General features: G+C 75.3%; 6 protein-coding genes and 1 pseudogene. All 7 read left to right on the top strand.

All coding sequences use genetic code 11. The features are described from left to right. Positions 1 to 89 precede the first annotated feature (89 nt). The 7 genes and pseudogenes from ACOBQU_RS02110 (at position 90) to ACOBQU_RS02080 (ending at position 16,209) form a co-directional block, all read left to right on the top strand. A complete protein-coding gene (locus ACOBQU_RS02110) occupies positions 90 to 1,097 on the top strand; it encodes a 3-oxoacyl-[acyl-carrier-protein] synthase III C-terminal domain-containing protein (protein ID WP_423624058.1) in 1,008 nt (335 codons plus the stop codon). Positions 1,098 to 1,194: 97 nt separating this feature from the next. Then, on the top strand, positions 1,195 to 1,479 hold the full coding sequence (locus ACOBQU_RS02105; protein ID WP_423624056.1) for an acyl carrier protein: 285 nt from the start codon (positions 1,195 to 1,197) through the stop codon (positions 1,477 to 1,479). Next, complete coding sequence (locus ACOBQU_RS02100) at positions 1,476 to 2,654, top strand: acyl-CoA dehydrogenase family protein (protein ID WP_423624054.1); 1,179 nt, start codon at positions 1,476 to 1,478, stop codon at positions 2,652 to 2,654. The genes ACOBQU_RS02105 and ACOBQU_RS02100 overlap by 4 nt, the downstream gene beginning before the upstream one ends. Next, the gene (locus ACOBQU_RS02095; protein ID WP_423624053.1) at positions 2,651 to 3,760 is read left to right on the top strand and encodes an HAD-IIIC family phosphatase; all 1,110 of its coding nucleotides are present in this window, start codon (positions 2,651 to 2,653) and stop codon (positions 3,758 to 3,760) included. Before ACOBQU_RS02100 ends, ACOBQU_RS02095 begins: the two co-directional genes overlap by 4 nt. Then, entirely contained in the window at positions 3,757 to 4,893 is a 1,137-nt protein-coding gene (locus ACOBQU_RS02090) for a 3-hydroxyacyl-CoA dehydrogenase family protein (RefSeq protein ID WP_423624052.1), read from the top strand. The genes ACOBQU_RS02095 and ACOBQU_RS02090 overlap by 4 nt, the downstream gene beginning before the upstream one ends. Beyond that, positions 4,880 to 9,505 (top strand): annotated as a pseudogene (locus ACOBQU_RS02085) (condensation domain-containing protein); the annotation flags it as partial. The gene ACOBQU_RS02090 and the pseudogene ACOBQU_RS02085, both read left to right, overlap by 14 nt. A gap of 74 nt (positions 9,506 to 9,579) precedes the next feature. Further along, positions 9,580 to 16,209 carry an amino acid adenylation domain-containing protein gene (locus tag ACOBQU_RS02080; RefSeq protein ID WP_423624050.1) on the top strand — a complete coding sequence of 2,210 codons (6,630 nt, stop codon included), beginning with the start codon at positions 9,580 to 9,582 and terminating at the stop codon, positions 16,207 to 16,209. The last annotated feature ends 29 nt before the right edge of the window (positions 16,210 to 16,238 follow it).

Genomic DNA, 16,238 nt, shown 5'->3' with positions numbered 1-16,238 from the left:
CGGCCCAGGCGCTCGCCCCGTGTCCGGCCCCGTGTCCCGCCCTCTGTCCCGCCCCCTGTTCCGCCCTCTGTACCGACGGGAGCCGTTGAATGCCCGCGGTGACGGCCCTCAAGGCGATCTCCTGCTACCAGCCCGACGGCGTCCTGCCCGTCGCGAAGCTGCCGGGCCTGGCCGCCCTCGACGCGGGCGAACAGGAGACGTGCGCGCGGCTCGGCATCGACGAGGTCCGCGCCGACGACTCCCAGAGCGCCTTCGACCTCGCCGCGCGCGCCGCCCGCGCGGCGCTCGCCGACGCGGGCCTGACCGCCGACGAGGTGGACGCCCTCGTCCTCGTCGACGCCCGCGCCCCCGAGGAGCTGATGACGTCGTCGGCCACCCGGCTCCAGGCGCTGCTCGGCGCGGACCGCGCGCTGACGTTCTCCCTGGGCGGCCTCGGCTGCGTCTCCCTGACCCCGGCGCTGCTCACCGCGCGCGGCCTGCTCGCCGCCGACGACGACCTGGAGCACGTCCTGGTCGCGCACGGCAGCAAGCCGCCGACCCCGCTGCGCTACCGGCACCCGGTGACCGTCAGCGGCGACGGCGGGGCCGCCGCGGTGGTCTCCCGCCGGGGCCGGGTGCGGATCGTCGACATCGTGCAGGAGACCAACGGCGCCCACTGGGACCTGTTCCGCGTCGACTACCGGGACCGGCCCACCGCCGAGTGGCGCGAGGAGTGCCGCGACATCCCCTCCTACTCCTTCAAACTGGCCGTGGAGACCCGCAACCGGCTGCGCGACCTGCACCGGCGGCTGCTCGACCGCAACGGCCTCACCCCACGGGACGTGACCCGCTACCTCAGCCACAACCTGTCCCTGGGCGCCTTCGAGTTCACCGAGGAGGCCCTCGGCGTCGAGATCGGCACCGTGTGCCGGGAGAACCTGCGCCAGTACGGCCACCTCGGCCCCAACGACGTGCTGCTCAACCTGCGCGCGGAACTCGACCGCGACACCCTCGGCGACGGGCAGTACGCGGTGCTGCTCAGCGCCAGCCCGGTGGCCGCCTGGAGCCTGCTGCTCGTGCAGATCGGCGACGGCGCCCCCGCGACCTACTACCTGTGACCACGACCGGCGACCGCCGGTCACCACCCACCCTTCGCATCAGCACCCTTCGCATCAGCACCCTTCGTAACGCACCTTCGTGAGGAGCAGGGCCCGCATGGACACACCGAACCAGACGGACACGGTCGCCGAGGCGGACGTGACCGAGGAGCTGAGCGCCTACCTGACCCGGAACCTGGGGCGGGAACTGGGCCCGGACGAGGACTACTTCGCGCTCGGCCTCGTCAACTCCCTGTTCGCGATGGAGCTGGTGAACTTCGTCGAGCAGCGGTACGGCATCGAGGTCGCCGTCGACGACCTCGACCTGGACAACTTCCGCACCCTCGGCAGGCTCCGGGACTTCGTCCTGGCCAAGGCCCAGGGCCCGGGCGCGGCGGCGTGAGCGGCACCGCCCCCGCCGACGCCCCCGACCTCGCCGCCCTGGGGGCGCGGTTCGCCGACTCCGTGCGCGAGGACGCCGCGGACTGGGACGCGCGGGGCGCCCTGCCCGCCGAGGTGCGGCACGCGGCGGCGCGGGCCGGACTCCTCGGCGCGGACCTGCCGGTGTCCCACGGCGGCCTCGGCGCCACACCCGCCCAACTCGGCGAGGCGTGCGCCCGGATCGGCGGCGTGTGCAGCGCGCTGCGCGGCCTGGTCACCGTACAGAGCATGGTCGGCGCGGCGCTGCTGCGCTGGGGCACCGCGGCGCAGCGCGAGCGGTGGCTGCCCGCCCTGGCCAGCGGCGAACTGATCGCCGGGTTCGCCGCGACGGAGGCCGGGGCGGGCAGCGACCTGGCCGCGGTCACCACCGCCGTCGAGGAGGACGGCGACGGATACACGGTCACCGGCGAGAAGCGCTGGATCACCTTCGGCGAGGTCGCGGACGTGTTCCTGGTCCTCGGCAGCGCGGGCGGGCGCCCGGCCGCGCTGCTCGTGGAGGGCGACCGGCCCGGCGTCCGCCGCGAGCCGGTGCGCGGCCAGCTCGGCATGCGCGCCGCGCAGCTCGCGCACGTCACGTTCGACCGGGTGCGGGTGGAGCGCGACAACGCCGTGGCGCCGCCCGGGTTCGGCCTGTCCCACGTGGCGGCCACCGCCCTCGACCACGGGCGGTTCACGGTGGCCTGGGGCTGCGTCGGCATGGCCGAGGCCTGCCTGGACGCGGCCGCCGCGCACGCCGCGCGGCGCGTCCAGGGCGGCACCGTCCTCGCCGAGCACCAGCTCGTGCGCGCGCTGCTCGGCCGCGCCGCGGTGGACAGCAGGGCCGCCCGCGAGCTGTGCCGACGCGCCACCCGGCTGCGCGCGGCGGGCGACCCGGACGGCATCGCGGAGACCGTCGCCGCCAAGTACGCGGCGGCGCGCGCCGCCACCGCCGTGGCCGACAGCGCCGTACAGATCCTCGGCGCGGCGGGCTGCGCCCCGGACAGCCCGGTCGGCCGCTGCTACCGGGACGCCAAGGTCATGGAGATCATCGAGGGCTCGGCGCAGGTGTCCGAACTGCACATCGCCGACCACCTGCTGCGCGCCCACGGCTACCGGCCCGGCGCGCGGCGGCCCGAGCGAGAGGAGGGACCGCGATGAGCGCGGGAGCCAGCGGACAGCGGGACGCGATGTCCGCGCCGGACGAGGGCGCGGCACCGACCGCGTCGGACGAGGGCGCGGCACCGACCGTCAAGTGCCTGGTCTGGGACCTCGACGACACCCTGTGGGACGGCGTTGTCCTCGAAGGCGACGCGCCCGTGCCCTTCGCGGCCGCCGTGCGCGCCTTGCACGACCTGGACCAGCGGGGCATCCTGCACGCGGTGGCCAGCCGGGGCGAGTACGACGTCGCCGCGGCCCACCTGGCGGAGCACGGGCTCACCGACCTGTTCACCGTCCTCGAAGTGGGCTGGGGCGCCAAGTCCGCGGCCGTCGAGCGGATCGCCACCGAGCTGAACATCGGCCTCGACACGGTCGCGTTCATCGACAACGACGCCGTCGAGCGGGCCGAGGTGGCCGCCGCCCTGCCGTCCGTGCGCTGCTACCCCGCCACCGAGGCCGAACGGCTCGCCGGACGCGCGGAGTTCACCCCGCGCTTCGTCACCGACGAGTCCGCCCAGCGGCGCCAGCTCTACCGCACGGAACGGCGGCGCAAGGCCGCGGAGACCGAACACACCGGTCCGCCCGCGGAGTTCCTCGCCTCGCTCGACCTGGTCCTCACCGTCCGGCGCGCCAGCGAGGCCGACCTCGCCCGCGCACACGAACTGACCGTGCGCACCCACCAGTTGAACACCACCGGCCGCACCTTCGGCCTGGAGGAACTGCGGCGGCTGTGCGCGGACCCCGGCCACGAGGTGATCGTCGCCAGCCTGGAGGACCGCTTCGGCTCCTACGGCACCATCGGCCTCGCGGTCACCGCGCTGCGCGACGACGCCACCGTCCTCGAACTGCTGCTGATGTCCTGCCGGGTCATGTCGCGCGGCGTGGGCGCGGTGCTCATCGACCACATCGTCGCCGAGACCCTCGCCGGGGGCCGCCGTCCCGTCGCGGAGTTCGTGCCCACCGACGTCAACCGGCAGATGCTGGTCACGCTCCGCTTCGGCGGCTTCGCGGTGGTCGAGAACACCGGCGACCGCATGACCCTGGCCATCGACCCGGCCGCCCCGCCGCCCGCCCGCACGCACCCGGTGCGGGTGGTCACGGCGTGACCGGCCCCCGCACCGCCCCGGACGAGGACGCGCGCGCGGCGAACCGCGCGCCCGACACGCCTGACACGCCCGACACGCCCGGCGCGTACGACACGACCCGCGCGTACGACACGCCGGACGCCAGCCCCGAGGCGAACCGCGCGCACCCCGCGCACGACGTGAACACGGAGACCCCCATGCACCAGGACAGCGCCGCGACCGGCGCCATCGGCGTGGTCGGCGCCGGAACGATGGGCGTCGGCATCGCCCAGTGCCTCGCCGAGGCCGGGCACCGCGTGGTGGCCGTCGACCCCGAGCAGGCCGCGCTCGCCAGCGCCCCGGCCCGGCTGCGCGACGGCATCCGGCTGGCCACGATGTTCCGCAAGGCCCCCGCCGCCGTGCCCCTGCGGCAGGCCCTGGAGGCCGTGACCTGGACCACGAGCCTGGCCGACCTGGCCTCCGCGCGGTTCGTCCTCGACTGCGCGCCGGAGCGCATCCCGCTCAAGGAGCGGCTGTTCCGCGAACTCGACGAGATCTGCCCGCCCCCGGCGGTGTTCGCGACGGTGACCTCGGCGATCCCCGTCGACCGGCTCGCCGCGCACACGGGCCGCGCCGGGCAGGTGATCGGCACGCACTTCATGAACCCGGCGCCCCTGAAGGACACCGTCGAGGTCATCCGCGGCCCGCGCACCAGCGACGCCACCCTCGACACCACGCTCGCCCTGCTCGCCGACCTCGGCAAGAAGGGCATCGTCGTCAACGACGCCCCCGGGTTCGTCTCCAACCGGGTGCTGATGCTCACGGTCAACGAGGCCGCCACCGTGGTGCAGCAGGGCACCGCCGACCCGGCCGCCGTGGACCGCATCTTCCAGGACTGCTTCGGCCACACCATGGGCCCCCTCGCCACCGGCGACCTCATCGGCCTCGACACCATCGTCGACACCCTGGACGTCCTGCTCGAATGCACCGGCGACCCGCGCTTCCAGCCCTGCGAGAAGCTGCGCCAACTGGTCGCCGACGGCCATCTGGGCCGCAAGAGCGGCCAGGGCTTCCACCGCTACCCGGCGCCCGCGCACCCGGCCAGGACCAGCGGCGGACCGACGACACCGGCGCAGCCGACCGAGACCGGAGGGACCAGCCGTGACGCGCACTGACCAGGAGGCCGTGGCCATCATCGGCGTGGCGCTCGCGCTGCCGGACGCCCACGACCTGGACGCCCTGCACGACAACCTCGCCGCGGGCCGCGTCAGCGTGCGCCCGCCGGACCGGGACCGCGTCCACCACACCGGGGCGTCCGCCGACGTCGAGTACGTGCCCATGGGGTACCTGGACCGCGTCGACCTGTTCGACCACCGCTTCTTCGGGCTCTCGCGGCGGGAAGCGGAACTGATGGACCCGCACCAGCGCATCGCCCTCCAACTCGCCCACCGCGCCATCGAGAACGCGGGCTACGCCCCGGCGGCGCTGCGCGGCACCCGCACCGCCGTCGTCCTCAGCGCACCCACACCCGGCTACGCCGACCTGTACGAGGAGGACGACCCGCAGCAGATCCTCGGCTCCCTGCCGTCGGCGACGGCCGCGCGCCTGTCCTACTCCTTCGACTTCACCGGCCCCACGACGATGGTGGACACCGCGTGCAGCGGCAGCCTCACCGCGCTCGCCACGGCCGTGGAGGGCCTGCGCGCCGGGCGGGCCGACCTCGCGGTCGCGGGCGGCGTGAACGTCTTCGCCGTACCGGTGGCCCGACGGGGGCACGAGCCGATCAGGGGCCTGGAGTCGCCGGACGCCGTGTGCCGCCCCTTCGACGCCGACGCCAACGGCACGGCCGTCGGCGAGGGCGGCGGCCTGGTGCTGCTCAAGCGGCTGTCCGACGCGCTCGCCGACGGCGACCACATCCACGGGGTGCTCACCGGCATCGCCGTCAACCACAACGGTTTCCGGGCGACCAACATGGGCGCGCCGAGCGCGTCCGGGCAGGCCGAGGCGATCGCGGCGGCGTGGCGGCAGGCCGGTGCCGACGCGATCGACCTCGTCGAGTGCCACGGCTCGGCCACGCCGCTGGGCGACGTCGTGGAGGCCGACGGCCTGCGCCTGGCGTTCGCCGAGGCGGGCCTCACCGGTCCGTGCCGGATCGGCGGCGTCAAGGGCAACGTCGGCCACCTCGACCAGGCCGCGGGCATGGCGGGCCTGTTCAAGGTGCTCGCCGGGCTGCGGCACGGGGTGCGGTACCCGAGCGCCAACTTCCGCGCGCCGAACCCGCTGATCGACCTGTCCGGGCCGATCCGGGTGGAGACGGCGGTCACGCCGTGGGAGCCGTCGTCGGACGTCCGCCGCGCCGGGCTCAGCTCGTTCGGCCTGACGGGCACCAACGTCCACGCGGTCATCGAGCAGCCCCCGGACGGCCGCGCCGCCAGCGACGGGCACGAACCCGTCGGTGAGCTGGTCACCCTGTCGGCGAAGTCGGCGTCCGCGCTCGCCACCTCGGCGGCCCGCGTCGCCGCGTTCCTCGACCGGACCGAGCACGGCCTGGCCGCCGTCGCGCACGTCCTCAACCGGGGCCGCGACGACCACCCCTACCGGTGGGCCGGTGTCGCCCGGGACACCCGGGAGCTGGCCGCGACGCTGCGGAAGGCCCGCCTGCCCGAGACGGCCCGCTCGGCGAAGGCCGTGCTGCTGTTCTCCGGCGACGGCGAACTGGGCGACACCACCTGGGACCGCCTCGCCACGTCGTTCCCGGACCTCGCCGGTGCGGGCGGGAGCGGCCCGGCGGGCGAGCGGCTCGCCGACCGGCTCGGCGCCGCGTACGCCCTGGTGCGCTCGCTCGGCGTGCGCGAACTGCACTTGGTGGGCTCCGGCGTGGGCAACCTCGCGGTCCGGCAGGTGCGGGGCCAGCACGTGGACTCCTTCGACGTGCCCCTCACCGACGAGGTGAACGAGGCGGGCCTGCGGCGGGCCGTCGCGGACTTCGCGGAGCAGGGCGCCGTCATGGTGGAACTGGGCGCCGACGGCGCCCTGTCGCGGGCCATCCGGCGCGTGGCGCCGGAGCTGCCGGTGGTGCGGATGTTCGCCGAGCCGTCGCGCGAGGGCGTGCTGCGGGCGCTGGGGGAGCTGTACGCGCTGGGCGTGGACATCGAGTGGGACCGCTTCTACGCGGGGCGCCGCCTGTCCCGCGTCGAGGCGCCGACGTACCCGTTCGAGGAGGTGTCGTGCTGGTGCCTGCCGCCGGGCGGCCCCGCCCCCGCGGTCCCGGACACCGGCACGGAGGCCTCCGTGCCCCAGCTGGACGCGGGGGCGGCGGAGGAGGGCATCGCCGACGTGTGGCGGCAGGTCCTGAAGTCCGACGAGGTGGGCCCGGACGCCAACTACTTCGAACTGGGCGGCACGTCGATCGCCGGGATCTCGGTGCTGCGGGAGGTCGAGCGGCGCTTCGGGGTGCACCTGACCTTCGCCGACCTCTACCGGTGCCCGACGGTCCGCGAACTCGCGGCCCTCGTCGAGTCCGCCCGGGGCACGCCCGACGCGGACGACTGGACCATCCCCGTGATCCCGCGCGGGGGCCGGTTGCCGCTGTCGTACAACCAGGAGCAGCTCTGGTACCTGGAGCAGCTCAACCCGGACAGCCCGCTCTACAACATCCCGGCCGGGGCCCGCTACCACGGCCCGCTCGACCTCGACGCGTTCCGGGACGCCCTGCGCGACCTGATCGAGCGGCACGAGATCCTGCGCACCCGCATCCTCGACGACGACGGTGCCCCGTACGCCCTCGCGGACCTCACCGAACCGGAGCTGACGGTCACCGACGTGCGCGGGCTGCCGGAGGCGGACCTGGCCCGGACCGTCGAGGCCGCCGCGACCAGGCCGTTCGACCTGGCCACGGGGCCGCTGTTCCGCACGGCGGTCTTCCGCGTCGCGGACGACGTGCACACCGTGCAGTACTCCTGGCACCACATCGTCTTCGACGGCTGGGTGCAGAACATCTTCTTCCATGAGATGGCGGAGCTGTACGCGGCCCGGCGCGAGGGGCGGCCGCACCACCTGCCGGACCTGCCCGTCCAGTACGCGGACTACGCGGCCTGGCAGCGGTCCTGGCTGGAGGGCCCCCGCATGGCGCGCGGCATGGAGTTCTGGCGCGCCGAACTGCGCGACCTGACCCCCGCGGAGCTGCCCCTGGACCGGCCGCGCCCGCTGGCCCAGTCCTACGTGGGGGACCTGGTGAAGTTCGAGGTCCACCCGGACCTCGCGGCCGGTCTGCGCGCGTTCAGCACACGGGAGAACGTGACGACGTTCGTCACCATGCTCGCCGTCATCGACTCCCTGCTGCACCTGTGGGCCGGGCACCGCGACGTGGTGATCGGCGCGGCGACCTCCGGCCGGACGAACCCCGCGACGCACGGCCTGATCGGCTACTTCAACAACGTCCTGCCGTTCAGGACCCGCGTCGACCCGGAGAACTCCTTCCGCGACCTGGTGCGGCGCTGCGCGACGACCGTCACGGGCGTCCTCGACCACGAGGAGATCCCGTTCGGGAAGATCGTCGCCGAGCTGGGCGGCCGCCGCGACCCGTCCCGGCACCCGATCTTCAGCGTGGCGTACACGCACCAGAACAACGCCGCCCCCGACGAGGAGCTGCCCGGCACGACCGTGTCCCACGACGCCGCCGACGTCGCCGGGATCGCCCCCGGCACCGCCAAGTGCGACCTGACCATCGGCGTGTTCGACCAGGAGGGCGGCCCGATGGAGGCCTTCCTGGAGTACGCGGTCGACCTCTTCGACGCCGCCTCCATGCGCCGCCTCGTCGACCTGTTCCAGGACATCGCCGCCGCCGCGATGGCCGACCCCGACCGCCCCCTGCGCGACCTGGTCGCCCCTGCCGCCCCCCAGGCAGCGACGGAGACCGGCGCCCCCACGGCCACGGTCCCCGACGCCTCGCTCCCCGAGCTGTTCGACCGGCAGGCCGCGCTCGCCCCGGACGCCGTCGCCGTCGTCCACGGCACCGAGCGGATCACCTACCGCGACCTGCGGGCCCGCACGGAACGGCTGGCGCAGGCCCTGACCGGGCGCGGCATCGGCCCGGAGTCGGTGGTGGCGGTCGCCATGGAGCGGTCGCCGCGTTACGTGGAGGCGATCCTCGCGGTGGTACGGGCGGGCGGCGCCTATCTGCCCGTCGACCCCGCCCAGCCCGCCGAGCGGATCCGCCTCCTCACCGACGACGCCGAGCCCGCCCTGGTGCTCACCGACGGCGCCCCCCTGCCCGACCTGCCCTGCCCCGTCGTCGACGTACGGGACATCGCCCGGGACACCGAGGACGCCCGGGACACCACGGACCTGCCCGGCACCGCGCCGACCCCGGGCCACCGGCCGCACCCGCACCAGCTGGCGTACGTGATGTACACGTCCGGCTCCACCGGCGCGCCCAAGGGCGTCGGCATCACCCACCGCGACGTCGTCGCCTTCACCGCCGACCGCACGCTGACCGCCACCACCCGCGACCGCGTCCTGTGCCACACCCCGCTGACGTTCGACCCGTCGGTGTACGAGCTGTGGGTGCCGCTGCTGCGCGGCGGCCGCGTGGTCATCGCGCCGCCGGGGCGGCTGAGCGCGAAGTCCCTCGCCCAGCTGGTCGCCGACGAGGGCATCACCTCGGTCTTCCTGACCACCGGCCTGTTCAACGTCCTGGTGGAGGAGGACGTGTCGTGCCTCGCGGGCGTCCCCGAAGTGTGGACCGGCGGCGAGCGCGCCAAGCCCTCGACGTTCGCCAAGGCCCTGGAGGCCTGCCCCGCACCACGTTCAAACACGGGTACGGGCCCACCGAGACGACGGTCTGCGCGGTCGCCCGCCCCATGGACGCCGCCGAGGACATCGGCGCCGACATCCCCATCGGCCGCCCCATGGACACCATGCGCGCCCACGTCCTGGACGAGGCGCTGCGCCCGGTGCCGCCCGGCACCCCCGGCGAGCTGTACCTCGCGGGCGAGGGCCTCGCGCGCGGCTACCGGGGCCGCCCGGGCACGACGGCGGAGCGGTTCGTGGCCTGCCCCTTCGGGGCGCCGGGCGAGCGGATGTACCGCACCGGCGACGTCGTGCGCGGCACCCAGGACGGTGAGCTGGTCTTCCAGGGGCGCGTCGACGACCAGGTCAAGATCCGCGGATTCCGCATCGAACTGGGCGAGATCCAGGCCGCCCTGAACGCCCACCCGGCGGCCGTCGAGGCGGCCGTCGTGGCCCGCGAGGACGCCGACCGGGGCAAGCACCTCGTGGGGTACGCCGTCGCACGCGACGGCGTCACGGGCGAGGAGTTCCGCACCTTCCTCGCGGACCGCCTGCCCGAGTTCATGGTGCCGACGGCGGTGGTCGTCCTCGACCGGATGCCGTGGACGCCGACCGGCAAGCTCGACAAGGCGGCCCTGCCCGAGCCGCAGGCCGCCGCCCCCGCCTACCGGCCGCCGCGCACCGACGCCGAACAGGCGCTGTGCCGCCTGTTCGCGGACGTGCTCGGCGTGGAGCGCGTCGGCGTCGACGACGGCTTCTTCGAACTCGGCGGACACTCCCTGCTCGCCACCCGCCTGGTCAGCCGGATCCGCACCGCGCTGAGCGCCGAGGTCCCCATCCAGGCGGTGTTCGAGGCGCCCACGGTCGCCCAGCTGGCCCAGCGGCTCACCGCCGGAACGCCGGTCCGGCCGCCGCTGCGGCGCGCGGCGCGGCGGCCGGAGCGGGTGCCGCTGTCGTTCGCGCAGCGCCGCCTGTGGTTCCTCGACCGCTTCGAAGGGCCCTCGACGGCGTGGAACATCCCGCTGGTGCTGCGCCTGACCGGCACGCTCGACACCGACGCGCTGTCCCTGGCCGTACGAGACCTGACGGAACGTCACGAAAGTCTGCGGACCGTGGTCCTCGAGGAGGACGGCGTGCCGTACCAGCGGGTGCTGCCCGCCGACGAGGTGGCCCTCGACGTGCCCGTGGTGGACGTGGCGCCGGACGCCGTCAACGCCGCCCTGGCCGAGGCCGTGGCCCGCCCGTTCGCCCTGGCCGAGGAGATCCCGGTGCGGGCCTCGCTGTTCCGCCTCGCCCCGGACGAGCACGTCCTGGTGCTGCTCGTGCACCACATCGCGGCCGACGGCGAGTCGGCGGCGCCACTGGCCCGGGACCTGAGCGCCGCCTACGACGCCCGGCGCGGCGGCACCCGGCCCGCATGGCCGGAACTGCCCGTGCAGTACGCCGACTTCACCCTGTGGCAGCAGGAGCTGCTCGCCGACGGCAGCGGCCTCCTGGCGGACCAGGTGGACTACTGGCGGGCCGAGCTGGCCGGGGTCAGGCCGCTGCGGCTGCCCGCGGACCGCCCCCGGCCGCCGGTGGCCAGCCACCGCGGCGACGCCGTGGACCTCACCCTGGACGCCGAACTCATCGACGCGGTCGGCAAGCTGGCGCGCGCCCGGGGCGCGACCGTCCCCATGGTGCTCCAGGCGGCGCTGGCCGTGCTGCTGCACCAGCTCGGCGGCGGTGACGACCTCACGATCGGCTCGCCCATCGCGGGCCGCGTGGACGCGGCGCTCACCGAGTCGGTCGGATTCTTCCTCAACACCTGGGTGCTGCGCGCCGACCTGTCGGGCAGCCCCTCCTTCGAGACGGTCGTGGACCGCGTGCGGGCCAAGGCCCTCGCCGCCTACGACCAGCAGGACGTCCCGTTCGAGAAGCTCGTGGAGATCCTCAACCCGGAGCGCTCCACCGCCTACGACCCGCTGTTCCAGGTGCTGTTCGTGTGGCGGCAGGAGTCCGGCCCGGGCTTCGCCCTGTCCGGCCTCGACGCCGCCTTCGAACCGGTGCCGATCACGACCGCGAAGTCCGACCTGTTCTTCAACCTGACCGAGTTCCCCGGCCGGGGAGTCCACGGCCGCCTGGAGTACGCCACCGACCTGTTCGACCGCGCCACCGCCGCCGCCCTCGTCACCCGCTTCGAGGCCGTCCTGCGGCAGGTGGTGGCCGACCCCGGGCGCCGCACCGTGGACGTACTGGTCCCCGGCGAGCGGGAGCGCCTGCTCGGCGAGCCCGGCACCACCGCGACGGCGGCACCCGACGTGACCGTGCCGCGGCTGTTCGAGCGGCAGGCCGCGGCCACCCCGGACGCCATCGCGGTGACCTGCGACGGCGACCGACTCACGTACGACGACCTCAACACCCGCGCCAACCGCCTGGCCCACGCCCTGGCGGCGCGCGGCGCACGGCCCGAGACGCTGGTGGGCCTCGCCCTGCCGCGCTCGGTCGACCTGGTGGTCGCCCTGCTGGGCGTCTGGAAGTCCGGCGCCGCCTACGTGCCGCTCGATCCCCGGCACCCCGGCGCGCGGACGAGCGCCATCCTGGCCGAGGCACGCCCGGAGTTCGTCCTGCACGACCTGGCGGAGTTCGACCTCGCGACCGGCCCCGGCGAGAACCCCGACAGCGGCGTACGACCGGGCAACGCCGCGTACGTGATGTACACCTCCGGCTCCACGGGCGTGCCCAAGGGAGCGGTGATCACCCACGGGTGCGTGGCGCACGACGTGGCACGCCTGGCCGAGCTGGTCGGCCTGCGACCCGGGCAGCGGATGCTGGCGTCGACGTCGGTGGGCTTCGACGTGTCGGTGTTCGAAGTCCTCGCGGCGCTCAGCACGGGCGCCACCGTCGACGTGGTCGAGGACGCCGTCGCCTGCGGCCCCTGGTCGGGGCACGTGGCCAGCGCCGTCCCCTCGGTCCTGGCGCGGGCCGGGGACCGGATCGCGGCCGACACCGTGGTGTTCGCCGGGGAACCCCTGACGGCCGCGGTCGTCGACCGGGTCCGCGCGTCCCTGCCCGGCACGCGGTTCGTCAACGCCTACGGGCAGAGCGAGTCCTTCTACGCCACGGCGTACGAGGTCCCCGACGAGCCCGGCCCCGGCGCGGTGCCCATCGGCACGCCGCTGGGAGACATGCGCGCCTATGTGCTCGGCCCCGGCCTCGGCCTGGTGCCGTCCGGCGTGGTGGGGGAGCTGTACGTGGCCGGGGAGGTGGGCCGCGGCTACCTCCACCGGGCGGGCCTGACCGCGGAGCGGTTCGTACCGGACCCGTACGGCCCGGCCGGGTCGCGCATGTACCGCACCGGCGACCTGGCCCGCTGGAACCAGCGGGGCCACCTGGAGTGCGTGGGCCGCGCCGACGCTCAGGTCAAGGTGCACGGCGTGCGCATCGAGCCCGGCGAGGTGGAGGCCGCCCTGCTGTCCTGCGCGGGCGTCGCCCAGGCCGCGGTCGCCGCGCTCGAAGGGGAACACGGCACCCGCCTGGTGGGGTACGTGGTCCCCGCCGCGTCCGGCTACGACGTGGGCCTCGGCGTCGACGTCGCCCAGGTGCGGCGGCAGCTGGCCGAGCGGCTGCCCGAGTACATGGTGCCGTCGCGGGTCGTGACCCTGGACGCGCTGCCGCTCACCCCCAGCGGCAAGGTCGACCGGGCCGCGCTGCCGGACCCGGGGTTCGCCGCGGCCGCCTACCGGGCCCCGTCCTCGCCCGTCGAGGAGGCCCTCGCCGAGGTGTTCGCGGACGTCCTCGGCCGTGAGTGGATCGGCGTGGACGACGACTTCTTCGCCGTCGGCGGCGACAGCATCAGCTCCATCCAGGTGGTGTCGCGGGCACGGGCCCTGGGCGTGGAGATCACTCCCCGGCAGGTCTTCGAGTGCCGCACCGTCGCCGACCTCGCGGCCGTCGCGCACACGGACGAGACGGGTGTCGTCCTCGCCGAACTCGACGGCGGCGGCGCGGGCTGGATGCCGCTGCCGCCGATCGCCCGCCACATCGGCACCCGGTTCAGCCGGTTCTCCATGGCGGCCCTGGTGGACCTGCCGCCGGACATCGACGAGGCGGGCCTGGTCGCGACGGTGCGCGCGGTGGTCGACCACCACGACGTGCTGCGCGCACGGCTCCTGCCCGACGACGGCGGCCTGGTGGTCGGCGCGCCGGGCACCGTCGACGTCGCCGCACTGCTGCGCCGGGCCGACGGCACACGGGACCGCGCGGCGGAAGTGGACGCCGCCGCGGGCCGACTGGACCCCGAGGGCGGCGTGATGGCCCAGTTCGTCTGGTTCACCCCCGGCGCCGGTGCCGCGGGCAGGCTGCTGATCGTGCTGCACCACCTCGTGGCCGACGGCGTGTCGTGGCGGGTCCTGCTGCCCGACCTGGCGGCGGCCTGGGCCCAGGTCCGCGAGGGCCGCACCCCGGCCCTGCCGCCGGTGGGCACCTCGGCCCGCAGATGGGCGCACGCCCTCGCTGCGGAGGCGACGGCACCGCACCGGGTGGCGGAGCTGCCGTACTGGAAGACCGTGCTCGACGGCCCCGACCCGCTGCTCGGCACCCGCAGGCTCGACCCCCGCGTCGACACCGTCGCCACCGTGGACAGCGTCCGGGTGGACCTGCCCGACCGGGCGACGGAGGCCCTGCTGTCGCAGCTCCCGGCGAAGTTCCGGTGCGGGGCGCAGGACGGGCTGCTGGCCGGGCTCGCCCTGGCCCTGGCCCGGTGGCGCCGCGAGCGCGGCGTGAGCGCGTCGTCCTGCCTGGTCGCCCTTGAGGGGCACGGCCGCGAGGAGTCCGTGGTGCCCGGTGCCGACCTGTCGCGCACCGTCGGCTGGTTCACCAGCGTGCACCCGGCCCGCCTCGACGTCGCCGGATGCGCCCTGGACGAGGCGTTCGCGGGCGGGCCCGCCGCCGGTGGCGCGGTGAAGGCCGTCAAGGAGCACCTCAGGTCCGTCCCGGACCAGGGCCTCGGCTACGGGCTGCTGCGCCACCTCAACCCGGAGACCGGCGCGGACCTCGCGGCGTACCCCGCACCGCAGATCTCGTTCAACTACCTGGGCCGGTTCTCCCCGGCGGACATGCCCGGGGACCTGCGCGGCACCGGCTGGACCCCGGTCGACGCCGACGCCGACGGCACCGACAGCATGGACATCACCCCCGACGCCGACATGCCCGCCCTCGCCGAACTCCAGGTCAGCGTGGTCGTCGTCGACGGCGACGACGGCCCGCGGCCGCAGGCCACGCTGTACTTCGCCACGGGCGTCCTCGCCCGCCCCGACGTGGTGGACCTGGCCCGGCTGTGGTGCGAGGCCCTCACCGGCCTCGCCCGGCACGTGACGCGGCCGGACGCGGGCGGGCTCACCCCGTCGGACCTGCCCCTGGTGACCGTGGCCCAGCGGGACATCGACACCTGGGAGCGCCACTACGGGCGCCTCGCCGACGTATGGCCCCTCACGCGCGAGCAGTCGGCGATGCTTCCGCACACCTTGCGGCCGGACCAGGCGTACGACCCCTACCGCGTGCAGATGGCCTTCGAGGTCAGCGGTCCGGTCGACGCCGCCCGGATGCGGGCCGCGGGCCAGGCCCTCCTCGACCGGCACGCCGCCCTGCGCGTGGCGGTGTCCCGGTGCGCCGACGGGGAGCCCGTGCAGATCGTCCGCGACGGCGTCGCGCTGCCGTGGCGCGAGGCCGACCTGAGCGGCCTCGGCGAGCGGGAACGCGAGCGCGCGCTTCGGGAGCTGCGCCGCGCGGACCAGGCGGAGCCCTTCGACGCGCCGACGCCACCGCTGCTGCGGATGGCGCTGGCGCGCCTGGCCGACGACCGCGCCGAACTGCTGCTGACGGCCAGTCACCTGGTGTTCGACGGCTGGTCCGTGCCGCTGCTGCTCCAGGACCTCCTGCGGCTCTACGGCGCGGGAGCCGACCCGGCCGCGCTGCCGCCGGTGCGCCCCTACCGGGACTTCCTGGCGTGGTGCGCGGACCAGGACCGCGCGGCGGCGGAGCGCGCGTGGGCCGACGAACTGGACGGCCTCACACCGACGCTGCTCGCCGGGCGCCCCGGGGCGGCGGACGGCGGCCCCGCCGGGCACGACACGGTCGAGGTTACCGTCAGCGCGGAGACCGCGGACGCGCTGACGCGGCGCGCGGGTGAGCTGGGCGTGACCCTGAACACCGTCGTGCAGGGCGCGTGGGCCTCCGTCCTCGCGGACGTCACCGGGAGCGACGACGTGGTGTTCGCCGTGACGGTCTCCGGTCGGCCACCGGCGGTCGCGGGGGTGGACACGATGGTGGGCCTGTTCGTCGCCACCGTGCCGGTGCGCGTGCGCCGCTCCCCGGACGGCACCTGGGCCGAGCTGCTGACCGGACTCCAGGACCGGCAGGGCAGGCTGCTCGACCACCACCAGTTCGCGCGGACCGACCTCGGGCAGGCGGACACGCAGGTCGTGTTCCAGTCGTTCCCGAAGGGCCGGGCGGGCATCAGGGAGGCGAACACCGCCGCCGGGATCGCCATCACCGGTGCCACCACGGTCAACGGCACCCGCTACCCGCTGGTCGTCGGCGTCACGGTCGACCCGCACCTGAGCGTGACCCTGGCCCACCAGCGCCACCTGGTCGACGGCGCCACCGCGGCCGGGCTCGCCGAACGGCTGGCGGCCGCGTTCACGCGGTTCGCGCAGGGATGACCCGAGAAGGCGCCTGACGCGGCCCCGGC

Origin of the sequence: Streptomyces sp. G45 (assembly GCF_049542095.1) — a bacterium.
GTDB lineage: Bacteria > Actinomycetota > Actinomycetes > Streptomycetales > Streptomycetaceae > Streptomyces.
The sequence above is the reverse complement of the archived record's forward strand: the minus strand, read 5'-3'. Positions and strand labels throughout refer to the sequence as shown.

Excerpts from the sequence above, each read along its gene's own strand:
- ACOBQU_RS02110 (WP_423624058.1), top strand. The coding sequence starts at position 90 with ATGCCCGCGGTGACGGCCCTCAAGGCGATCTCCTGCTACCAGCCCGAC.
- ACOBQU_RS02105 (WP_423624056.1), top strand. The coding sequence starts at position 1,195 with ATGGACACACCGAACCAGACGGACACGGTCGCCGAGGCGGACGTGACC.
- ACOBQU_RS02080 (WP_423624050.1), top strand. The coding sequence starts at position 9,580 with ATGGACGCCGCCGAGGACATCGGCGCCGACATCCCCATCGGCCGCCCC.
- ACOBQU_RS02095 (WP_423624053.1), top strand. The coding sequence starts at position 2,651 with ATGAGCGCGGGAGCCAGCGGACAGCGGGACGCGATGTCCGCGCCGGAC.